Source organism: Paraburkholderia sp. XV (genome assembly GCF_020177535.1).
Classification (GTDB): Bacteria; Pseudomonadota; Gammaproteobacteria; order Burkholderiales; family Burkholderiaceae; genus Paraburkholderia; species Paraburkholderia caribensis.
Map to the genome: position 1 here is coordinate 48,140 of NZ_JAGUUD010000004.1, position 21,348 is coordinate 69,487.

At 62.8% G+C, this 21,348-nt stretch carries 18 protein-coding genes and 1 tRNA gene; 12 read left to right on the forward strand and 7 right to left on the reverse strand.

The features are described 5' to 3' along the window. Positions 1–9: 9 nt before the first annotated feature. A complete protein-coding gene (locus KFO72_RS03430) occupies positions 10–282 on the forward strand; it encodes a DUF2934 domain-containing protein (protein ID WP_054931278.1) in 273 nt (90 codons plus the stop codon). Between the two features lie 87 nt (positions 283–369). On the opposite strand, the gene arsH is transcribed toward KFO72_RS03430, so the two are convergent. The 5 genes from arsH to KFO72_RS03455 are packed head-to-tail and all read right to left on the reverse strand — an operon-like array spanning position 370 to position 3,526. Next, positions 370–1,131 (reverse strand): arsenical resistance protein ArsH, encoded by a 762-nt coding sequence (gene arsH / locus KFO72_RS03435; protein WP_225031392.1) that lies wholly within the window; start codon positions 1,129–1,131, stop codon positions 370–372. Positions 1,132–1,133: 2 nt separating this feature from the next. After that, a complete protein-coding gene (gene arsB, locus KFO72_RS03440; RefSeq protein ID WP_225031393.1) occupies positions 1,134–2,225 on the reverse strand; it encodes an ACR3 family arsenite efflux transporter in 1,092 nt (363 codons plus the stop codon). Next, positions 2,212–2,733, reverse strand: a complete 522-nt coding sequence (locus tag KFO72_RS03445) for an arsenate reductase ArsC (RefSeq protein WP_225031394.1) — start codon at positions 2,731–2,733, stop codon at positions 2,212–2,214. Before KFO72_RS03445 ends, arsB begins: the two co-directional genes overlap by 14 nt. Further along, a complete protein-coding gene (locus KFO72_RS03450) occupies positions 2,730–3,197 on the reverse strand; it encodes an ArsI/CadI family heavy metal resistance metalloenzyme (RefSeq protein WP_224101392.1) in 468 nt (155 codons plus the stop codon). The genes KFO72_RS03445 and KFO72_RS03450 overlap by 4 nt, the downstream gene beginning before the upstream one ends. Beyond that, on the reverse strand, positions 3,194–3,526 hold the full coding sequence (locus KFO72_RS03455; RefSeq protein ID WP_009771446.1) for an ArsR/SmtB family transcription factor: 333 nt from the start codon (positions 3,524–3,526) through the stop codon (positions 3,194–3,196). The genes KFO72_RS03450 and KFO72_RS03455 overlap by 4 nt, the downstream gene beginning before the upstream one ends. Before the next feature lie 283 nt (positions 3,527–3,809). Here KFO72_RS03455 and KFO72_RS03460 point away from each other — a divergent pair. The 4 genes from KFO72_RS03460 to KFO72_RS03475 all read left to right on the forward strand — a co-directional run bounded on the left by KFO72_RS03460 (position 3,810) and on the right by KFO72_RS03475 (position 7,451). Further along, positions 3,810–3,894: transfer RNA gene (locus KFO72_RS03460), tRNA-Leu, on the forward strand. Between the two features lie 233 nt (positions 3,895–4,127). Further along, positions 4,128–5,105, forward strand: a complete 978-nt coding sequence (locus tag KFO72_RS03465) for a chromate resistance protein ChrB domain-containing protein (RefSeq protein WP_225031395.1) — start codon at positions 4,128–4,130, stop codon at positions 5,103–5,105. Positions 5,106–5,309: 204 nt separating this feature from the next. Beyond that, the gene (chrA, locus tag KFO72_RS03470) at positions 5,310–6,653 is read left to right on the forward strand and encodes a chromate efflux transporter (RefSeq protein ID WP_225031444.1); all 1,344 of its coding nucleotides are present in this window, start codon (positions 5,310–5,312) and stop codon (positions 6,651–6,653) included. Positions 6,654–6,716: 63 nt separating this feature from the next. Next, complete coding sequence (locus tag KFO72_RS03475) at positions 6,717–7,451, forward strand: ABC transporter substrate-binding protein (protein WP_225031396.1); 735 nt, start codon at positions 6,717–6,719, stop codon at positions 7,449–7,451. Positions 7,452–7,476: 25 nt separating this feature from the next. Here KFO72_RS03475 and KFO72_RS03480 read toward each other — a convergent pair whose 3' ends face one another. Next, on the reverse strand, positions 7,477–8,382 hold the full coding sequence (locus KFO72_RS03480; RefSeq protein WP_054931284.1) for a LysR family transcriptional regulator: 906 nt from the start codon (positions 8,380–8,382) through the stop codon (positions 7,477–7,479). Between the two features lie 100 nt (positions 8,383–8,482). On the opposite strand from KFO72_RS03480, the gene KFO72_RS03485 reads away from it, so the two are divergent. Next, positions 8,483–12,082 (forward strand): indolepyruvate ferredoxin oxidoreductase family protein, encoded by a 3,600-nt coding sequence (locus tag KFO72_RS03485; RefSeq protein WP_225031397.1) that lies wholly within the window; start codon positions 8,483–8,485, stop codon positions 12,080–12,082. Positions 12,083–12,564: 482 nt separating this feature from the next. Here KFO72_RS03485 and KFO72_RS03490 read toward each other — a convergent pair whose 3' ends face one another. Further along, positions 12,565–12,705: a hypothetical protein gene (locus tag KFO72_RS03490; protein ID WP_225031398.1), complete on the reverse strand. Its 141-nt coding sequence runs from the start codon at positions 12,703–12,705 to the stop codon at positions 12,565–12,567. 250 nt (positions 12,706–12,955) lie between these two features. On the opposite strand from KFO72_RS03490, the gene katG reads away from it, so the two are divergent. The 6 genes from katG to KFO72_RS03520 all read left to right on the forward strand — a co-directional run bounded on the left by katG (position 12,956) and on the right by KFO72_RS03520 (position 21,333). Next, complete coding sequence (katG, locus tag KFO72_RS03495; RefSeq protein WP_225031399.1) at positions 12,956–15,220, forward strand: catalase/peroxidase HPI; 2,265 nt, start codon at positions 12,956–12,958, stop codon at positions 15,218–15,220. 289 nt (positions 15,221–15,509) lie between these two features. Further along, entirely contained in the window at positions 15,510–17,324 is a 1,815-nt protein-coding gene (locus tag KFO72_RS03500) for an L-lactate permease (protein WP_054931288.1), read from the forward strand. A 242-nt stretch (positions 17,325–17,566) separates the two neighbouring features. After that, positions 17,567–18,283, forward strand: coding sequence for a phosphate signaling complex protein PhoU (phoU, locus tag KFO72_RS03505; protein WP_054931289.1), 717 nt, complete (start codon positions 17,567–17,569; stop codon positions 18,281–18,283). A gap of 200 nt (positions 18,284–18,483) precedes the next feature. Then, positions 18,484–19,293 (forward strand): class I SAM-dependent methyltransferase, encoded by an 810-nt coding sequence (locus KFO72_RS03510; RefSeq protein ID WP_225031400.1) that lies wholly within the window; start codon positions 18,484–18,486, stop codon positions 19,291–19,293. 82 nt (positions 19,294–19,375) lie between these two features. Then, positions 19,376–20,458 carry an ABC transporter substrate-binding protein gene (locus tag KFO72_RS03515; protein WP_060609376.1) on the forward strand — a complete coding sequence of 361 codons (1,083 nt, stop codon included), beginning with the start codon at positions 19,376–19,378 and terminating at the stop codon, positions 20,456–20,458. Positions 20,459–20,469: 11 nt separating this feature from the next. Then, entirely contained in the window at positions 20,470–21,333 is an 864-nt protein-coding gene (locus KFO72_RS03520) for an ABC transporter permease (RefSeq protein ID WP_225031401.1), read from the forward strand. The last annotated feature ends 15 nt before the right edge of the window (positions 21,334–21,348 follow it).

The window sequence follows — 21,348 nt, forward strand, 5'->3', positions numbered from 1 at the left end:
GAGAACGACATGGCTGAACATGATGGCGAACGCAGCACCGACCAACGGATTCGCGAACGTGCGTATCAACTGTGGGAGCGGGACGACGACCCCAGGAAACACGCCGACGAGTACTGGGACACGGCCCGCCGGCAGATCGAGGCCGAGGGCGCGGACAACGCGCCCGCCGAGCCCCCGCTCGAGCAGTCCGACAAGCGGCAACTGGAAAGCGAAGACCCGCAGGAAGGCGAAAGCCCGAATGGCGATGCGGCAGGCAAGCCGCGCGCGAAGCGAACGCGGTGACGGGCGCGAAGCGAAATCGTCACAGACCGACGCACACGAAACAATCTGGGCGCCCACGCCTTTATCTTTGCGCAAACGTGGCCGCGCTCATTCCGTTTCGCTGTCGTCGGTGTCGGCACCCGAACTGGCTTCGTGCCGCATCGCCGCGCTGGCGAGCGTGCTCGCCGGCGCGGGCGCTGCCTCCTTCCGTTCGCTATAGCGGTCTGTCAGATAGTCCGAACGATCGCGGACAAGCAGCGTGAATTTGAACAGTTCTTCCATGACGTCGACCACGCGGTCGTAGTAGGCAGAGGGTTTCATCCGGCCGTCGGAATCGAACTCCTGGTAGGCCTTCGCGACCGACGACTGATTGGGGATCGTCACCATCCGCATCCAGCGGCCGAGCACGCGCAGCGCGTTCACCGCGTTGAAGGACTGCGAGCCGCCGCATACCTGCATGACCGCGAGCGTGCGGCCTTGTGTCGGCCGTATGCCCGCACTTTCGAGCGGCAGCCAGTCGATCTGGTTCTTGAACACGGCCGTCAGGTTGCCGTGACGCTCGGGGCTGCACCATACCTGCCCCTCGGACCACTCCGACAGTTTGCGCAGTTCGACGACCTTCGGATGGTCTGCCGGGACACTATCGGCGAGCGGCAGGCCGTGAGGATCGAATACCCGTGTGTCCGCGCCGAAATGCCGAAGAATGCGCTCGGCTTCGAGCGTAAGCAACTGGCTGTACGACGTGGCCCGCAGCGACCCATACAGCAGCAGGATGCGCGGCGGATGCGTCGATGGCATCGTAGGCGTCAGTTTCTCCGGTTGCGGTGTTTCGAGGTGCGGAGCGCTGATGTTCGGCAGATCGTCCAGCATGGTCAGTTTCTCCAAAGGCTGGGCGCGGCTTGCCGGTGCCCTGATTCGTACCACGCCTGCGAGCGGTTCACGATGCCGACAACCAGCAGCATCACGGGCACCTCGATCAATACGCCGACTACTGTCGCGAGCGCGGCGCCCGAATGGAAACCGAACAGGCTGATTGCCGTGGCGACCGCGAGTTCGAAAAAGTTGCTCGCTCCGATAAGACTGGATGGTCCAGCCACGCAATGTGCGACCCCAAGCCGGCGATTGAGCAGATAGGCGAGCCCCGAGTTCAGAAACACCTGAACGAGGATCGGCACGGCAAGCATCGCGATCACCAACGGCTGTGCGACGATCGCCTGGCCTTGAAACGCGAACAGCAGGACCAGCGTCGCCAGCAAGGCGCAGATCGACCATGGGCCGAGGCTGGCAACGACGCCGCGAAAATGCAGTTCGCCGCGCGCGAGCAGCCGGCGCCGCAGCCACTGCGCGAGGACGACGGGAATCACGATGTACAGACAGACGGACGCGATCAGCGTATCCCACGGCACCGTAATCGCAGACAAGCCGAGCAGCAACGCGACGAGGGGAGCGAACGCCACGATCATGATCGAATCGTTCAGCGCGACTTGCGACAGCGTGAAATACGGATCGCCCTTGCACAGTTGCGACCACACGAACACCATCGCCGTGCAGGGCGCAGCGGCCAGCAGGATCAGACCCGCGACGTAGCTGTCGAGCTGCTCGACGGGCAGCCACGGACGGAACACGTGGCGAATGAACAGCCAGGCGAGTAGCGCCATCGAGAACGGCTTGACGAGCCAGTTGACCACAAGCGTCACGCCGATGCCGCGCCACTGGCTGCCGACCTGCTTCATCGCCGCGAAGTCGATCTTGACGAGCATCGGGATGACCATGATCCAGATCAGTACCCCGACTGGTACGTTGACGTGCGCCACTTCCATACGGCCGATCGTCTGAAACACGCGCGGAAGTAGCTGCCCGCACGCCACACCGGCAACGATGCACAGCGCAACCCATAGCGTCAGATAGCGCTCGAAAAAGCCGATTGCAGGGCGCGCGGCCGGGCGAGCTTCAGTGCTGCTCATGGGCTTCTTCTGCTGGACGTTCGCCGATCGCGCGCATTTCGCGCTGGATTGCGTTGTGATCGAGTATGTGCAAAGGCAGGTTCACGAATTGGCTGACGCGGTTCATGATCTGTCGATACACCTTGTCGAAGACCTTGCGCTTCTCGTCGTCGGTTCCCTGGACAGCTGCGGGATCTTCAAATCCCCAATGCGCCGTGATGGGCTTGCCAGGCCAGATCGGACAGACCTCGCCAGCGGCCTGATCGCACACGGTGATGACGAAGTCCATCTGCGGCGCGCCCGGTGTGGCGAACTCGTCCCAGCTCTTGCTGCGCATCTGCGCCGTGTCATAGCCCAGTGTGCTGCACCGCTCGATCGCAAACGGATTGACCGCTCCCGATGGATGGCTGCCCGCGCTATATGCGCGAAAGCGCCCTTTGCCAAGCACGTTGAACAGCGCTTCAGCCATGATGCTGCGCGCGCTGTTACCCGTGCAGAGAATCAGCACGGCATAAGGTTTGTCGCTCATTGGCGGCTCCGGAATGAAATTGCAGTCTCGGACGGAACGCAGCAAGCTGCCGTGGATTCATTCGCGGGTAACGCTTCGAGATGGGACTGCCCGTAGACGGGAGCCGATTCGAGTGTCCGAAAGGTCTCCCACGCGACGCCTTGTGGATCGACGGTCCACGCCTTGTCGGACTTCGCATAGCAACACGTGGTGCCGCTCTGCTGCTGAACCGGGAGCGCGGCTGCCGCGAAGCGCGCATTCATCTCGGCAAGCTCTCCATCGGTTTCGACCTGAATGCCAATGTGGTCGACGCCCGGCTTCGCGCCGCGTTGCGAGATAGCGAAATTCACGGGCGGATCGGTCAACTCCCATTTGCAGTAGTCGCTCTTCGTCACCGTCGGCAAGACGTTGCCGAACATCGCGCTGTAAAAGCGGATGCTGTCCGCAAGGTTCTCGACCGCGACGTGGATGTGCATGCGTTTCATGGCTTGTCTCCACAGCAGTTGGAAAGGTCGCTGGCGGCGCACGGGACGCCGGCGCAGCAGTTCTCGGTGAGAAAGCCGATCAGCGTGGTCATCGCATCGAAGTTCGCGGTGTAGATGACGAAGCGGCCCTCCTGCCGCGAACTCACCAGTTCAGCGTGCGTGAGGTCTTTCAGATGAAAAGACAGGCCGGAGGGCGAGATTCCCAACTGCTGCGCGATTTCGCCCGCTGCCATGCCTTCGGGGCCGGCAATGACCAGCTGGCGAAAGATGGCGAGGCGGGATTCGTGAGCGAGCGCGCCGAGCGCGCGTACGGCGTTGATCGTGTCCATGTCGATTACTTTACCTGCTCTATTTTTATATTTCAAGAAATGTTGAAATGACGTGATTTCGATGGACGACGTGTCCTAAGGGTCCCGTTTCACTGCAAAGTGCAGACTCACTTACGTGCCACTTGAAAAAGCGATGGGATTGTCGATACAATTGCGCCCCCTTGCCCATATGACTGAATGGGTGGACGCACTGCCTGTTGGTGCGCGCTACAAAGCAAGGCCTAAGCCTTGGCTGAGGGGTTTCCGTGACGCGACGTCCGGTGCACCCAGAATGAAGAAGAATGCCGACGTGGTGAAATTGGTAGACACGCTATCTTGAGGGGGTAGTGGCGAAAGCTGTGCGAGTTCGAGTCTCGCCGTCGGCACCAAACTGTGAAAGTTCTCCGCGCAGGACGGAAGCAAGGCTTCCTCGCGTCTCGGCCAGCGAGCATCGCTCTGCCATCCGTAATTCTTCAACTTGACGCGAAATGCACGCGACTGACGCGCAATAAACTGCGTATCCCCAATGAACAACCGCCTTGTCCAGCAAGGATCGGTTGCAACACACGCGTATCGAAGAAAATATTTGTAGCGCTCGTAACAGTGGGGTAGTCTACGTAACATGGACGACTTGACCCATTGGCTGCTTCTCGTGCTCACCCTCCCGACGGACAACGCCACCGCGCGCATGCGTTACTGGCGGGCGTTGAAAACAAAAGGGTGTGCGGTGCTGCGCGATGGGGTGTACCTGCTTCCGGACGACGAGCGCGCAGGCGTCGAGATGGCCGAGATGTGCGAAGGCATTACTCAGGCAGGCGGGACATCTTACTTATTGCGGTTTGGCAGTCGCGACGGCGCTCAAGATCTGGAATTCCAGCAGCTGTTCGACCGGAGTGACGACTACGCAACGTTGCGCCGGTCACTGATCGAGACGCGCAAAACACTCGTTAGTCTCGCACCTGCCGACATCACCAAACTCCTGCGCAAAACGCGGAAGGAGTTCGAAGCAATTGCTGGCATCGATTTCTTTCCGAACGAGGCATCGATTCGCGCGCAGTCAGCCTGGCAGGATTTTGTAGCGGCCGCCGATGCAGTGTTGTCCCCAGGTGAGCCGCATCCGGCCGTAGGCACGATAAAGCCCGTCGAGCGAGCGGACTACCAGGGCCGGGTCTGGGCAACCAGGCAGAAGCTTTGGGTTGACCGCGTCGCCAGCGCATGGCTCATCCGGCGATTCGTCGATAGCGAAGCGCAGTTTCTGTGGCTCGCGTCCCCGGACGAATGTCCAGCGGGCGCAGTGGGCTTCGATTTCGACGGCGCGAGGTTCTCGCACATCAACGGCCGCGTGACGTTCGAGGTGCTGGCCGGCAGCTTCGGCATCGAGGATGAGCCGGGCATGGCGGGACTCTCCAGCATGGTTCATTCGCTCGACGTGGGCGGCATCGCAGTCCCCGAAGCTGCCGGGTTCGAAGCGGTGATGACGGGCGCGAAGCAGCGTGGCCTGAGCGACGACGAGTTGCTGACCGAAATGAGCCAGATGCTCGACTCGCTCCTCGCTCATTTTGCTGCGCAGGAGAAAACATCCGCCAGGCGGCGGCGATGAGCGCACCCGCCTGCGTTCCGATACGGGTTGCCGGGTCGATAGGCCTGACGCATTCGTCGCTGCGATCCGGCCACGAAACACGGCTCGCGCCGCGTGTTGAATCGACCGTGGCGCGCTTTCGCGGCGTGGCCGCTTGCTGACCATGCATGACTACCGCGTGTGGAGTTCCCAGTGCAAGAGACCCAGATGGCGCAGGACAACGGAATGAGTAACGAGCGCATCGATGCTGTCGAGGCTGTGAGCTTCAGTCAAGCGCTGTGGTATTGGCTCAAACTCGGCTTTATCAGCTTCGGCGGGCCAGCGGGCCAGATTGCCATCATGCATCAGGACCTGGTCGAGCGGAAACGCTGGATTTCGGAGAAGCGATTCCTGCACGCATTGAACTATTGCATGGTGTTGCCTGGCCCCGAGGCGCAGCAGCTCGCTACCTACATCGGGTGGCTCATGCATCGGACCTGGGGTGGCGTCGTCGCGGGCGGCCTGTTCGTCCTGCCGTCGCTTTTCATCCTGATAGGACTATCCTGGGTCTACATGGCCTTCGGCAGTGTTCCCGCCATCGCAGGCGTGCTTTACGGCATCAAACCGGCGGTCACGGCCATCGTCGTTTTCGCCGCGTACAGGATCGGCTCCCGCGCATTGAAGAACGCGTGGCTGTGGTCAATTGCAGCTGCGTCATTCCTCGCTATCTTCGTAGCCAATGTGCCGTTCCCGCTCATCGTCCTGGCGGCCGGCATCCTGGGTCATTTTGGAGGCAAGTACGCTCCGTCCAGATTTGCGGTCGGCGGCGGCCACAAGTCGGCCGACAAGGCATTTGGCCCAGCGCTCCTCGACGACGATACGCCCACCCCTCAGCATGCGCTCTTCACCTGGAAGCGGTTCGCGGTCGTGCTAGCGGTCTTCATGCTGATCTGGCTCGCGGCTATCACCGTGCTTTCGCTTCTGTACGGCTGGACGGGAACGCTTACGCAAATGGCCTGGTTCTTCACGAAAGCCGCTTTGCTCACATTCGGGGGCGCGTATGCGGTGTTGCCCTATGTGTATCAAGGCGCCGTCGACAACTACCACTGGCTGACGGGATTACAGATGATAGACGGCCTCGCGCTCGGCGAGACGACGCCGGGACCGCTCATCATGGTGGTTTCCTTCGTCGGGTTCGTTGGCGGCTGGACCAAGGCAGTGTTCGGCCCAGATGCCATACTGGCTTCCGCCGTCGTCGCATCCTTCGTCGTGACGTTCTTTACTTTTTTGCCTTCTTTCCTGTTCATTCTGCTCGGCGGTCCTTTCATTGAAACGACCCACGGCAATCTGAAATTCACCGCGCCGCTGACCGCCATCACTTCCGCCGTGGTCGGCGTTATCGTGAACCTCGCCGTTTTTTTCGCGCTTCACGTATTGTGGCCACATGGCATGCACGGCGGATTCGAATGGCCCTCATTGATAATCGGTGTAGTGGCCGCTATTGCGCTGTTCCGGTTCAAGGTCGGGGTGATACCCGTGGTGCTTGCTTCAGGTGTAGTTGGACTCGCACTCAAGCTGCTGGTCTCCTGAGGTACTTCTCATTTCAACCGATTCCTTATGACCGCCGCGAACGCGGTCGCCACGGGAGCATCCATGACTATCGATCCATCCGTCGTCGCCGCATTCACGCCCACGGGTAAAGTGCGCGCGTCGATCAATCTCGGCAATCCGATTCTCGCCAACAAGAACCCGCAAACGGGCGAGCCGTTCGGCGTATCCGTCGATCTGGCGCGCGCATTCGCCGCAAAACTCGGCGTCGAACTGGAACTTGTCGTGTTCGACGCGGCGGGCAAATCGGTCCAGGCGGTCAGCGAGGAGCGCGCCGATTTCGGCTTCTTCGCCGTCGACCCATTGCGCGGCGAGACGATTGCGTTCACGGCGCCGTATGTGTTGATCGAAGGTTTCTATCTCGTGCGCGACGACTCGCCCGTGAAGACGAATGCCGATGTCGATCATGCCCACAACCGCGTCGCCGTCGGCAAGGGCAGCGCGTATGACCTGTTCCTGACTCGCGAACTGAAGGCTGCGGAGATCGTGCGCGCGCCGACGTCTCCGGCCGTCGTGCAGACGTTCCTCGAACAGAATCTCGAAGTCGCCGCGGGCGTCAAGCAGCAGCTCGAAGCCGATGCGAAGAAGGCCAGCGGACTTCGGCTGCTCGACGAACGGTTCATGGTGATCCAGCAGGCAATGGGTACGCCGAAGAGCCGTGGGCAAGCCGCGGCAGCAGCGCTGCATGCGTTCGTCGAAGAGATGAAGGCTTCCGGGTTTGTCGCCGATGCGCTGGCGCGACATGGGATCGCGGGAGCGTCGGTCGCGCCGAAGGCATGAAGGCTGTGCGCCTGCGCGCCAACGTTCACGTGCCGCACGCGTGAATCAGAAACTGCTGTAGCGCCGTCGCCGGGCCGCTCAACTGCGCGCCCTTCGGCCAGATCATGCCCGCGTCCATTTGCGGCACGACGTCCGTGATGGGACGCGCGTCGATACGCTTGCCTTCCAGCGACCACGGACGGAACACCATATCCGACAGCACCGTCACGCCGAAGCCATGCGCAACCAACCCGCGCAGCGCTTCCATCGAACTGGTGCGAAACGCGATGTTCGGCGCGATCCCCTTTTTCTTCCAGTAGCGCAGCGTCGAGTGCTCGCCCTCGTCCACCGTGATCAGGATGTACGGATGCGCCGCGATGTCCTTCAACGACGGCGCGTCCATCTGCGCCAGCGGATGCGACGGCGCGAGCCACAATTGCCGCCGCGAGCGGATCAGCACCTGGCTGCCGAACCGGCTGAGCTTTTCGACATTCGACAGCAGCACCATGCCGATCTCGACATCGCCATCCAGCACCGCGCGCTCGATATCCGCCCGCTCCATGTCGCGCAGATCGAACTCGATGAACGGATACGTCGCGCGAAAGCGTGCCAGCAGTTCGGGCAGGAAATAGCCCAGCACCGTATACGAAGCGGCGATGCGCACGGTCCCGCGCATGTCGTGCGAGCGAAACGGCGGCTTGTGCACGGCATCGCGCGCGGCGTCGAGCACGCGCCGCGCGTGGTTGTAGAAATCCTGGCCGTCCGGCGTCAGCGTGACGCCCTGCGGCAGCCGCTCGAACAGCCGTGTGCCGAGGCCGTTTTCCAGTGCGAGCACCGCGTTGGTGATCGCCGATTGCGACACATGCTCGTTGGCCGCCGCCATCGAGAACTGGCCTGTCTGCGCCGCCGCCACGAAGTAGCGCAATTGCCGGAGTGTGAGATCGAACGCCATCTGATTTTCGAATACCAGAATTGTCTATTTGTGATTTTACGATACCAATTCGGCTTCCTATACTCGGCGAAAAATCACATTCCCCGGAGACAGCCCTGCCATGAATGCGCCCGATCTAGCCGTCGCAGCCGATCTAGCGGCCGACATGCCCGACACGTCCGAAATGCCCGTGACACTCGAGGACAAGTACACGCTCGAAAAAGGCCGCGTGTATATCAGCGGCACGCAGGCGCTGGTGCGTCTTCCAATGCTGCAAAAAGCACGCGACCGCAAGGCCGGGCTGAACACGGCAGGCTTCATTTCCGGCTATCGCGGCTCGCCGCTGGGCGCGCTCGATCAGTCGCTGTGGAAAGCGAAAAAGCATCTGCAGGCCAACGACATCGTCTTCCAGCCCGGCGTCAACGAGGATCTGGCCGCGACATCCGTGTGGGGCACGCAGCAGATCAACCTGTGGCCCGGCGCGACGCGCGACGGCGTATTCGGCATGTGGTACGGCAAAGGCCCCGGCGTCGACCGCACGGGCGATGTCTTCAAGCACGCGAACTCCGCCGGCAGCGACGCGCGCGGCGGCGTGCTCGTGCTGGCCGGAGACGATCACGCGGCGAAGTCGTCGTCGGTTGCGCATCAGTCGGAGCACGCGTTCATCGCGGCGGGCATCCCCGTGCTGTATCCGGCGAACGTGCAGGAATACCTCGATTACGGACTGCACGGCTGGGCGATGAGCCGCTATTCGGGCCTATGGGTGGCGATGAAGTGCGTGACGGACGTGATCGAATCCACGGCGTCGATCGATCTCGATCCGGATCGCGTCGAAATCGTCACGCCGACCGATTACGCGATGCCCGAGGGCGGCCTGAACATCCGCTGGCCGGACGCGCCGCTCGCGCAGGAAGCGCGGCTGCTCGACGAGAAATGGTATGCGGCACTCGCCTATATCCGCGCGAACAAGCTGAACCGCATCGTGATCGATTCGCCGACGCCGCGCTTCGGCATCATCACGGCGGGCAAGGCCTATCTCGACGTGCGCCAGGCGCTCAGCGACCTGGGTCTCGATGAAGACACGTGCGCTCAAATTGGCTTGCGTGTGCTGAAAGTAGGCTGCGTGTGGCCGCTCGATGCGCAGGATGCCCGCGCGTTCGCGACGGGCCTGGAAGAGATTCTCGTCGTCGAAGAAAAGCGCCAGATTCTAGAATATGCGCTGAAGGAAGAGCTATACAACTGGCGCGAGGACGTGCGGCCAAAGATCTATGGCAAGTTCGACGAGCGCAACAACGAAGGCGGCGAATGGTCGGTGCCGCGAGGCGACTGGCTGTTGCCCGCGCATTACGAACTGTCGCCGGCGCTGATCGCGAAGGCCGTGGCACGGCGTCTGTCGCGCGCCGATCTGCCCGCCGACGTGCGGGCGCGGATGCTGGCGCGCGTCGCGATCATCGAAGCCAAAGAACGGGAAGCGGCGAAGCCGCGCGTGTCCGTCGAACGCAAGCCGTGGTTCTGCTCCGGCTGCCCGCACAACACGTCGACTAACGTACCCGAAGGGTCGCGCGCGCTCGCGGGCATCGGTTGTCACTACATGTCGATGTGGATGGACCGCAAGACGGAAACCTTCAGCCAGATGGGCGGCGAAGGCGTGGCGTGGATCGGCCAGATGCATTTCTCCGGCGACAAGCATGTGTTCGTCAATCTCGGCGACGGCACCTACTTCCATTCGGGTCTGCTCGCGGTTCGCGCGGCCATCGCGGCGAACGCGAACATCACCTACAAGATTCTCTACAACGACGCCGTCGCGATGACGGGCGGCCAACCCGTCGACGGCGTGCTGACCGTGCCGCAGATCGCGCACCAGGTCCATGCCGAGGGCGCGAAGCGCATCGTCATCGTCACTGACGAGCCGCAAAAGTATCACTCGGGCATCGTGTTGCCTCAGGGTGTGGATGTCCATCATCGCGATCAACTCGATTCCGTGCAGCGCGCGCTGCGCGACATGCCCGGCACCACGGTGCTGATCTACGATCAGACTTGCGCAACCGAGAAACGGCGGCGCCGCAAGCGCGGTGCGTATCCCGACCCGGCGCGCCGCGCGTTCATCAACGACGCCGTGTGCGAAGGCTGCGGCGATTGCTCGGTGCAATCGAACTGCCTGTCCGTCGAGCCGCTCGATACGCCGCTCGGCACGAAGCGCAAGATCAACCAGTCGTCGTGTAACAAGGACTTTTCGTGCGTGAAGGGCTTTTGCCCGAGCTTCGTCACGGCTGAAGGCGCGCAGCTTCGCAAGCCCCAGGCCGCGCGTGGCAGCGGCGCTGTCAGCGCAGAGTTCGACACGCTGCCGATGCCGTCGCTCCCCGCGCTCGCGAGACCGTACGGCATTCTCGTGACGGGCGTGGGCGGCACGGGTGTCGTGACGATTGGCGGCCTGATCGGCATGGCTGCGCATGTCGAACGCAAGGGCGTCACGGTGCTCGACATGGCGGGCCTCGCGCAAAAGGGCGGCGCCGTGCTCAGCCATGTGCAGGTCGCGTCCTCGCCCGACGCGTTGCACGCCACACGCATTGCGACGGGCGAAGCGCGGCTCGTGATCGGTTGCGATGCGATCGTGTCGGCGTCGAACGATGTGCTGTCCCGCACGCAACATGGCGTGACGGTTGCCGCGATCAACAGCGGCGCGACGCCGACGGCCCAATTCGTCAAGAACCCGAAGTGGACTTTCCCGGGCACGCAGACGGAAGCGGGACTGCGCGACAGCATCGGCGAAGGATGCGCGTTCATCGACGCCAACGCGCTCGCGCTGAAGCTGCTCGGCGACACGATCTACAGCAATCCGCTGCTGCTCGGGTTTGCGTGGCAGAAAGGCTGGCTGCCGCTGCAACTGTCGAGCCTCGTGCGCGCGATCGAACTGAATGGCGTATCGGTGGAGAAGAATCAGCAGGCGTTCAGCTGGGGACGTTACATCGCGCATCATGGCGAGGCGGCTGTTCAGGCGCTGCTCAAGCCGGCCGCTGTCGCGCAACAGGCGATCGTCATGCAATTGCCGGAATCGCTCGACAAGCTGATTGCATCGCGTGAAGCGCTGTTGACGACGTATCAGAACGCCGCGTATGCGCAGCGCTATCGCGATGTAATCGAGCGTATCCGCGCGAAGGAAACGCAAATCGCCGGCAACGCGAAACTGCCGCTCACGCGCGCAGTGGCGACGAGCCTGGCGAAGCTGATGGCCTACAAGGATGAGTATGAAGTGGCCCGCCTTTACGCAGACCCCGCTTATCTGGACAAACTGCGCCAACAGTTCGAGGGCGAACCGGGCCGCGATTACAAGCTGAGTTTCCATCTCGCGCCGCCGTTGCTCGCCAGGCGCGATGAACGCGGGAATTTGCAGAAGCAAAGCTTTGGTCCGTGGATGCTGCCCGTCTTCCGTGTGCTCGCACGCATGAAGGGATTGCGCGGCACTGCGCTCGACATATTCGGCAAGACGGCTGAACGGCGCGGCGAGCGGCAACTGATTACGGAGTACATCGCGCTGGTCGACGAGTTCTGCGCGACACTCGATCTCGAACGCCTGCCTGCGGCGCTCCAGCTCGCCAGTCTGCCGGACGATATTCGCGGCTTCGGTCATGTGAAGGAACGCAATATCCAGGCAGCGGCGAAAAAGAAGGCGCGCCTGCTCGATGACTATCGGACGCCGGAGCGCTTGACCGCGAGCGCGTAACATTGGGTTGACGGGACGCCGAACCGGGGCGGGCGGCAAACGCTAGCCCCGGCGCTTCGCGCAATATGCGCTTCGAGGTGCGACATGCTGGGGTTCTTCATACGAGCACGCGCAGTCCTGATCTGCCTGCTGGCTTGCCTTGCCGCCGGTTGTTCGACAGTGGACCAACCGCAAGCCGGTCAGACAGAAACGGGACAGTGCCGCGCACCCGGCCACTTTTGCCAGACATTCTTCGGCCCTTGACTCAAAAGCCGACGCGCCGTGCGCATACCGAGGGGACAAAAAGAAAAGCCCACCAAGCGGTGGGCTGAATCCATATCAGGAGGAGACATGGAGGAGACAGAGGTCAGTATAAACCCCTATTCGTGTAATGCAAGCGTTTTTGTTTCGCCGCAACAACGCTTCGGCGGGAGAATGAACGGCAAGCCCTGCTCGGGCACATGCATGCTGCGCGCAGGCATCATCGCCCCGTCGACCCACCTTTAAACGCCCGCGAACCAGACACCGGTCTCGATTGCGCGATCAACGATTCCCAGATCGTCGAAGATCTCCGGCGTGCGCGGCGTAATGCCGAGCGCGTTGCAGAAAAATCCTCTTGCTGGCATTCCGTCGATCACGCTCACGGCCGCTGCGAATCCGCGCCCGCGCTATAGCGGCGAGCTATTGATGGCATTGCCGCAAACGAATTCAGTTGCCCTTCGCCGTCGCATATATTGAAGCTGGACCGATGAGGCGACACCGCAGCGACAAGCGTGAGCGCACATAGCAACGCGTTGCGCAGGCCGACGCACCGGCGCGGGCGGCCGATCTGTCGCGCGAGCCCGACACCAACGCAAAACGTAGAGTGGAGACATCCTCCCAAGGAGACGACGCATGTCAAACGACGCAAAGTGCCCGTTCATTCATGCCGCCGGCGGCGGAACGACCAACCGCGACTGGTGGCCGAAGCAGCTTCGGCTGGACCTGCTGAGCCAGCATTCCAGCCGGTCCAATCCGCTGGACAAGGATTTCGACTACGCCGAGGCGTTCAGGAGCCTCGACCTCGCCGCCGTCAAGAAAGACCTCGCGGCGTTGATGACGGATTCGCAGGACTGGTGGCCCGCCGACTTCGGCCACTATGGACCGCTGTTCATCCGCATGGCATGGCATAGCGCCGGCACCTACCGCACGGGCGACGGACGCGGAGGCGGCGGCCGCGGCCAGCAGCGTTTCGCGCCGCTCAACAGCTGGCCGGACAACGTCAGCCTCGATAAAGCCCGCCGCCTGCTCTGGCCGGTCAAGCAGAAATACGGCCAGAAAATTTCGTGGGCCGATCTGCTGATCCTGTCCGGCAACGTCGCGCTCGAAACCATGGGCTTCAAGACCTTCGGCTTCGCGGGCGGTCGCGAGGACACGTGGGAGCCGGATCAGGACGTCTACTGGGGCAATGAAAAAACCTGGCTGGGCGGCGACGTCCGCTATGGAAAAGGCGCCGCGCCCCGCGACGCAAGCGACGAAGGCGTGCTCGTCGCCGACGAGGAACTGCACGGCGAAGAAGCCAGCCGCACGGATAGCGGGCGGCATCTGGAGAACCCGCTCGGCGCTGTGCAGATGGGTCTGATCTACGTGAACCCGGAAGGCCCGGACGGCAATCCCGACCCGCTCGCCGCCGCGCACGACATCCGCGAAACCTTCGCGCGCATGGCGATGAACGACGAGGAAACCGTCGCGCTGATCGCAGGCGGCCATACGTTCGGCAAAACGCACGGTGCCGGTCCCGCCGATAATGTCGGCGCCGAACCCGAAGCAGCCGAGCTGGAAAACCAGGGGCTGGGTTGGAAAAGCAGCTTCGGCAGCGGCAAGGGCGGCGACACGATCACGAGCGGCCTGGAAGTCACGTGGACGGCCACACCGACACAGTGGGGCATGGGCTTCTTCCAGAACCTGTTCGGCCACGAATGGGAATTGACCAAGAGTCCTGCCGGCGCGAACCAGTGGGTCGCCAAGGGCGCGACGGCGACGATCCCGCATGCTCACGATCCATCGAAAAAGCTGCTGCCGACGATGCTCACCACCGACCTGTCACTGCGCTTCGACCCCGAGTACGAGAAGATCTCGCGGCGCTTCATGCAGAACCCGGATGAGTTCGCCGACGCCTTCGCGCGCGCCTGGTTCAAGCTGACGCACCGCGACATGGGGCCGCGCACCCGCTATCTCGGCGCCGAAGTGCCCGCCGAAGAACTGCTGTGGCAAGACCCGATTCCCGCCGTGAACCATCCGCTGGTCGATGCCGGCGACATTGCGTCGCTGAAACAGAAGGTTCTGGCGTCGGGGCTTTCCGTCTCCCAGCTGGTATCGACGGCATGGGCTTCGGCGTCGACCTTCCGCGGCTCGGACATGCGCGGCGGCGCCAACGGCGCGCGCATCCGCCTTGCCCCGCAGAAGGATTGGGCGGCCAATCAGCCCGAGCAGCTGGCGAAGGTGCTGAAAACGCTCGAAGGCATTCAGAGCGAGTTCAACGGCACAGCGACGGGCGGCAAGAAGATTTCGCTCGCCGATCTGATCGTGCTGGCGGGCGGCGCGGCGATCGAACAGGCCGCGAAAAATGCCGGGCACATAGTCAGCGTGCCGTTCACGCCGGGACGCATGGATGCATCGCAGGAACAGACGGACGTGCAATCCATGGCTGTGCTGGAGCCGGTCGCCGACGGCTTTCGCAACTTCCTCAAGGGCAAGTACAACGTGCCGGCTGAAGCCTTGCTGATCGACAAGGCACAGTTGCTGACGTTGACGGCGCCGGAGATGACGGTGCTGATCGGCGGTTTGCGCGTGCTGAACGTGCACACGGGCGCCGATTCGCACGGTGTCTTCACGAAACGGCCGGAAACGCTGACCAACGACTTCTTCCGCAACCTGCTCGACATGGGCACGGAATGGACGCCTACGACGCCCGCGCGCGAGGTGTTCGAAGGCGCCGACCGCCGCACGGGCGAAGTGAAGTGGACGGGCACGCGTGTCGATCTGATCTTCGGCTCGCATGCGCAGTTGCGCGCGCTGAGCGAGGTCTATGCGAGCGAGGACGCGCAGGAGAAGTTCACGCGCGACTTCGTCGCAGCGTGGGTCAAAGTGATGAATCTGGATCGCTTCGATCTAGCTTGAGCGGCTGCAGCGGTTGCAGCGGTTGCGTCTGTTGAATGCGCGGTGTGATTGCCGATGTTAAAGCGGCAATCACACCGCGCTGTCTTTTGTGCCCCGCACAGCATCGACATTCCTTTTCTCGTCCGCAACGCCCGCAAAGATGCGCCGCAGCGGCCACAAAACTTGCAATCGACGATCCGGCCCGCTATACCACAAGCATCGGTCGGGAGTCTGTAAGGATCGAGGGCCGCTCGGGCGCGGGTCGTCCGTCGGCGGATGAACGTGAATCCCCGGATCAAAAAGGAAAGCCATGTACCAGCAGACCTATAACCCGTTGGGCAATGCATTCCTTTCCACGATCGTTGCCGCGATCCCGATTCTGACGCTGCTGTACTTCATCGCGCTGCACCGCCATCGCGATGCACAAGGCAACGTGCATCTGGGCATCTCCGCGCCGTATGCGGCGTTTTTCGGCGTCATCGCCGCGTTCATCATCTCGTGCCTGGTCTTCCGGATGCCGGTGGCGTCCGCCGTTTCCGCGTTTGCACTCGGCTCGCTTTCCGGCTTTCTCGGCATCATCTGGATCGTGCTCGCCGCGATGTTCCTGTACACGATGAGCGTCGTGACGGGCAAGTTCGAGATCGTCAAGGAGTCGATCGTCCACATTTCCTTCGACAGGCGGCTGCAATGCGTGCTGATCGCCTTCTCGTTCGGCGCGATCATCGAAGGTACGTCGGGTTTCGGCACGCCCGTCGCGATCGCGGGCGCCGTGATGGTCGGGCTCGGCTTCCGGCCTTTCCAGTCCGCCGTGCTCAATCTGCTCGCGAATACGGCACCCGTCGCCTGGGGCGCGATCGGCACCCCGATCGTCACGCTGGCGGCCGTGAGCGAGCTCGATCAGGTCACGCTGTCGGCGATGGCGGGCCATCAATTGCCGTTCGTCTCGGTCCTCGTGCCCTTCTGGCTGGTCGCGACCTTCGTGAAGATGGAAGGCGGATCGTGGAAAGAAGTCTTCGAAGTCTGGCCCGCAATGCTGTGCGCGGGCGGATCGTTCGCGCTGATGCAGTTCTACGCGTCGAGCAGCCCCGCGCTGCATCTGATGACGGACGTCGTATCCGGCGTGTTCTCGGTGATCTGCACGGCCTTGTTCCTGCGCTTCGTGTGGCATCCGAAAACGCGCTTTCTGCTGCGCGATGAACGCGAGGCGCTCGCGCGCGCCGGCGACAGCGCGACATCCGTCACGACGGACCGCAGCGAATGGAAGTACAGGTATTCGGCGGCGGAAACGGTCTATGCGTGGATGCCATGGGTGATCCTGATCGCCTGTTGCGCGCTATGGGGCGTGCCGGAGTTCAAGAAGCTGCTCAACAACCTGTTCGCAAGCGTGACGTTTTCGACGACGCTGCTCGGCTCGCCGTTCAAGGGCACGCTGTCGCTGCCCGTCTGGGATATGCCCGCGCTGCATAACCTCGTGCAGCGCATGCCGCCCGTCGTGGCCGCCAACGCAAAAGCGGAAGCGGCGCGCTTCACGATCAACTGGCTGTCGGCAGCGGGGACGGGCGTGTTCGTCGCAGCCGTGCTGTCGGGCCTCGTGCTGAGGTTGAGCGCCACGCAATGGAAAGATGCCTTCGTTCAGACCATGCGCCGGATGAAAATACCCGTGCTGGTGATCGCCCAGGTGCTGGGCCTGGGCTTCCTCACACGCTACTCGGGCACCGACGCCGTCCTCGGCCTCGCGTTCACGGGCGCGGGCGTGCTCTATCCGTTCTTCGCGGCGTTCCTCGGCTGGCTCGGCGTGTTCCTGACGGGCTCCGACACGGCGTCGAATGCGCTGTTCGGCAGCCTGCAACGCATCACGGCGCAGCAGCTCAACCTGAACCCGATCCTGATCGTGGCGACGAACTCGACGGGCGGCGTGATGGGCAAGATGATCGACGCGCAGTCCATCATGGTCGCCTGCGCGGCTTGCTACGATGATCCGAAGGAGCGTTCGTTCGCCCTTGGGCCGATTTTCCGCACAGTGTTCTTCCATTCCATTGCGGGCGCCGCCTTGATCGGCGTGATCGCGATGTTGCAGGCCTATGTCTTCCCCGGGATGATTCCGATCCCGCCCGTCGGCAAATAAATGCCGTCATGACCGTCAGGCCGTCTGCGGACGGCCGCGGACCCTTCCCTGCCTCCGCAACCCGTTGCCCACGGGCAACGCGAGCTTGCACGTGGGTATAACCCCGCTTGCATGTGCGTTTTTGCGCCGTTAACATGAAACGATATATACGGTTTTCTGCGCCGTGGAATTCGACGTGGTGCGGCGGCAAGCAGCAGTACCGCATCACGTTACATAGAGCCTGCGTGGCAAGGAGGCGCATCATGTCCGACAAGCATCTTTCCAGTCAGTTCGACGCCGCGCTCAACATGCTATCGACCAGGCTGCTGGAAATGGGCGGCGTCGTAGAACGGCAAATCACCCGCTGTCTGTCGTTGCTCGACGCCTACGACGCCGCGCTCGTCGAAGACATCCGCGCCAGTGAGCGCGAACTGAACGCGCTCGAAATCGAAATAGACGAAGAAATACACCGTGTGATCGCACGGCGGCAGCCGGCCGCACGCGATCTGCGGCTATTGATGGCCATGTCGAAGTGCGTCACCAACCTCGAACGCATGGGCGACGAAGCGCGCAAGATCTCCAAGCGCATGCGGCGCGTCGACGAACATGGCGGAACGCCGCCCATCTCGCTGGCCGAACTGAAGCAGTGCGGTGAACTGGCGTCGTCGATCCTGCATCGGGTGCTCGATGCGTTTGCGCGCATGGACGCCGCCGCCGCTGCGCAAATCGTGCGCGACGACAAGGCCATCGACGACGTGTTCCGCGCATTCGTCGAGCGGCTCGCGACGCACATGAACGAGGCGCCGCGCGCCATTACGGTCGCGCTCGAATACCTGTTCATCGCGAAGGCATTGGAGCGCATTGGCGATCACGCCAAGAACATTGCCGAATTTGTCGTGTTCGTCGTCAAGGGGCGCGATGTGCGTCACATTCCGCTGCGCGAACTGGAACGCGAGGCATTGACGAACGAGGCGCATTGACCCACGTTAGCGGCGAATCGATGGATCAGGCATCCGCATTATTCACTCTTGCAGATACGCGTTCACGATAGCAGCCGCATTTGCACCAGAACGTGACAGGAAAGCATCGCAGCGCATATCCATAGCTCGAATGCTTTCTTGTCGTCCCGTACTGCGTCGACAAGAATGAGCGCTCAAAGACGACCACTGCGCTCATTCCCATGTCGAAAGCACCCAGCCTGCAGCTCGATTCAGCCACGCTTGCCGACGAATACGATCGCCTCGGCACCCGCCAGTTCAATCACGGTCTGCAACTGCTCGACGCGCTCGACCTGCGCGAAGGCGAACGCGTGCTCGACATTGGCTGCGGCACGGGCCGCCTGACGGAATCGGCCGCGCAGCGCGTCGGCGCGCGCGGCGAAGTGCTCGGCATCGATCCATTGCCGCTACGCGTCGAACGCGCGCTGCAACGCGCGCAAGGCCGTTTCGCGGCGCGCGTCGGCCGCGCGGAAAACCTCGCGGAAATCGCCGATGCGCACTTCGACGTCGTCTATCTGAACAGCGTGATTCACTGGATACCGGACCAGCAAGAGGCGTTGCGCGAAGCGTGGCGCGTGCTGAAGCCCGGCGGACGGATCGGCTTCACGACCATGCCCGCTGACGTGCCGCACGAACTGCATCGCGTGCTGCACGCGCTGAACGCCGGCGACCCGGCCTCGCAGCACGCGGAGATCGGCGCGCCGAACAAGCTGACGCGCGAAAGCACGGCAACGCTGCTGGCTTCCGTGGGGTTCGAGCTCACGCTCAACGAGATTCGCGAGTTCGACGACGCATTCGACAACGTCGACGACGTGCTGTCGTTCAGCCGTGCGAGTTCCTTCGGCAATTTCCTCTCGTCGCTGCCCGATCCGCACGTTGCGCGTCTGCGCGAGCGCCTCGCCGCTGCGCTCGAATTGCATCGCGGTCCGCGTGGCCTGCAATTGACGCGCCGCATGATCTTCACCGCCGCTCGCAAACCGCTCGCGCACTAATCGCACACTCATCGCGCGGCGACGGTCCGCCTGCTTCGGCGTCCGCCCTTCATCTCTTCTTCCGTTTGCATTCGCTCATCCAATGGACAACCGATTCCGACGCACCTTCACGCTCGTGAAGTCCGTTCTGCTGGCAACCGCGCTTGCCTTCACCGTGCCGCAGGCGTACGCCGATAAACCCGCCGTGATCCGCATCGGCGTCGCGCAACAAGGCGCGGGCGATCCGCCCACGTTCGGCGGTTCGCCCGCCGCGACGGTGCAGCAATTGCAACTGCTCGAAAAGGAATTCGCCGCCGACGGCATCAAGGTCGAATGGCTGTTCTTCAAGGGCGCGGGGCCCGCTGTCAACGAAGCGATCGCCGACAAATCGCTCGACTTCGCTTTTCAGGGTGATCTGCCTTCCGTGCTCGGCCGCGCCAATGGCCTGAAGACGCGCATTCTGCTCGAATCGGGCGTGCGCGTCGGCGTGAAGATCGCCGTGCCGCCCGATTCGAACGTGCAGTCGGTGAAGGACCTGAAAGGCCGGCGCGTGTCGATCTTTCGCGGCACCAATCTGCAACTCGTCGCGGACAACGTGCTCGCCGCGAACCAGCTCGACGAACGCGACCTGCGCGTGATCAATCTCGACTCGGCGAGTTCGCTGGCGGCGTTGTCGTCGAAGGGCATCGACGCGTCGGTCAACGACTATCACCTCTACAAGCTGCGCGATCAGGGCCTCGCGAAGATCATCTACGAATCGCAGACGGACGGGCCGCAATTCACGCGACAGTCGCATCTGCTCGTGCTCGACGACTTCGACCGCGCGCATCCCGACATCGTGCAGCGCGTGGTCAATTCGTTCGTCAAAGGCGCGCAATGGTCGTCCGACGAAGCGAACCGCGATGCGCTCTTCAAGCTGTGGGCGAAGAGCGGCGTCACCTACGCGTCGTGGCAGGCAGAGTTCGCCAACCAGCCTCTGAAGTCGCGCAACTCGCCGCTCGTCGATCCGTTCATCGTCGCGCGCTACAAGGCCGTGGCGAGCGATGCGCTCAGGCTGAAGCTGATCCGCCAGCCTGTCGAAGTCGACGGCTGGTTCGAGACGCGCTATCTCGACAACGCACTGCGCACCCAGTCGCTCGAACACTACTGGACGCGTTACGACGCGCAAGGCAAACCGCTGGGTTGACGGAGTCCGCGATGAGCAAGGCGATAGGCCAGTGGCCGGCCATTACGAAGCGCGCCACCTCGGATCGGGACGAGACAAGCCCGGCGTCGGAGCAGGTGCAACGGCGCGTGCGCGCGGCCGTGTGGCATCTCGCGCCATGGCTGCTGCCCGCCGCGCTGTTCGCGCTATGGAGCATCGGCTGCGCGCACGGCTGGATCGCGCCGCAAATTCTTCCGCCGCCGCAACAGGTATTCGACACGCTGTACGACCTCGCAGTCAGCGGCGATCTCGCGCGCAACACGCTGGTCAGCCTGCAGCGGGTGCTGGTCGGTTTCGGCGTCGGCGCGCTCGCGGGCTTTTTCATCGGCGCGGCATTGGGTTTGTCGCGCACCGTCGAAGCCTATGTGCTGCCCGCCTTCAATGCGCTCGTGCAGATTCCCGTACTGGGCTGGCTGCCGTTTCTGCTGTTGCTGGTCGGCGTCGGCGAGCCGTTGAAGTACATCCTGATCGCGCATGCCGCGCTCGTGCCCGTCACGTTGAGCACGATGCAAGGCGTGCGCAACACGCCCGCCGCGCTCGATGAAGTCGCACGCGTGTTCGGCTACAACCGCTTTCAGCGCGTCGTGCATGTCGTGCTGCCCGCCGCCGTGCCGACGCTCGCGACAGGCGTGCGGCTCGCGTTCACGAAGGCCTGGCTCGCGCTCGTCGTGGTCGAACTGGTCGCGTCGTCAGAAGGGCTTGGCTATCTGATCGTGTACGGCCGGCAGCTCTTTCAACTCGACCTCGTGATGGCTTCCGTGGTGATCGTCGGCGCCATCGGCTTTGCGATCAACCGCGCGCTCGATGCGCTCGAAGCCCGTTTGCGGCGCGGACAACCGTCGGCATTTCGCGAGTGAATCATTCGATCGAGG

What these genes read in the sequence shown, in the direction of transcription:
- KFO72_RS03430 (WP_054931278.1), top strand. Translation starts at nt 10, where the DNA reads ATGGCTGAACATGATGGCGAACGCAGCACCGACCAACGGATTCGCGAA.
- arsH (WP_225031392.1), bottom strand. Translation starts at nt 1,131, where the DNA reads ATGCTGGACGATCTGCCGAACATCAGCGCTCCGCACCTCGAAACACCG.
- arsB (WP_225031393.1), bottom strand. Translation starts at nt 2,225, where the DNA reads ATGAGCAGCACTGAAGCTCGCCCGGCCGCGCGCCCTGCAATCGGCTTT.
- KFO72_RS03445 (WP_225031394.1), bottom strand. Translation starts at nt 2,733, where the DNA reads ATGAGCGACAAACCTTATGCCGTGCTGATTCTCTGCACGGGTAACAGC.
- KFO72_RS03450 (WP_224101392.1), bottom strand. Translation starts at nt 3,197, where the DNA reads ATGAAACGCATGCACATCCACGTCGCGGTCGAGAACCTTGCGGACAGC.
- KFO72_RS03455 (WP_009771446.1), bottom strand. Translation starts at nt 3,526, where the DNA reads ATGGACACGATCAACGCCGTACGCGCGCTCGGCGCGCTCGCTCACGAA.
- KFO72_RS03465 (WP_225031395.1), top strand. Translation starts at nt 4,128, where the DNA reads ATGGACGACTTGACCCATTGGCTGCTTCTCGTGCTCACCCTCCCGACG.
- chrA (WP_225031444.1), top strand. Translation starts at nt 5,310, where the DNA reads ATGAGTAACGAGCGCATCGATGCTGTCGAGGCTGTGAGCTTCAGTCAA.
- KFO72_RS03475 (WP_225031396.1), top strand. Translation starts at nt 6,717, where the DNA reads ATGACTATCGATCCATCCGTCGTCGCCGCATTCACGCCCACGGGTAAA.
- KFO72_RS03480 (WP_054931284.1), bottom strand. Translation starts at nt 8,382, where the DNA reads ATGGCGTTCGATCTCACACTCCGGCAATTGCGCTACTTCGTGGCGGCG.
- KFO72_RS03485 (WP_225031397.1), top strand. Translation starts at nt 8,483, where the DNA reads ATGAATGCGCCCGATCTAGCCGTCGCAGCCGATCTAGCGGCCGACATG.
- katG (WP_225031399.1), top strand. Translation starts at nt 12,956, where the DNA reads ATGTCAAACGACGCAAAGTGCCCGTTCATTCATGCCGCCGGCGGCGGA.
- KFO72_RS03500 (WP_054931288.1), top strand. Translation starts at nt 15,510, where the DNA reads ATGTACCAGCAGACCTATAACCCGTTGGGCAATGCATTCCTTTCCACG.
- phoU (WP_054931289.1), top strand. Translation starts at nt 17,567, where the DNA reads ATGTCCGACAAGCATCTTTCCAGTCAGTTCGACGCCGCGCTCAACATG.
- KFO72_RS03510 (WP_225031400.1), top strand. Translation starts at nt 18,484, where the DNA reads ATGTCGAAAGCACCCAGCCTGCAGCTCGATTCAGCCACGCTTGCCGAC.
- KFO72_RS03515 (WP_060609376.1), top strand. Translation starts at nt 19,376, where the DNA reads ATGGACAACCGATTCCGACGCACCTTCACGCTCGTGAAGTCCGTTCTG.
- KFO72_RS03520 (WP_225031401.1), top strand. Translation starts at nt 20,470, where the DNA reads ATGAGCAAGGCGATAGGCCAGTGGCCGGCCATTACGAAGCGCGCCACC.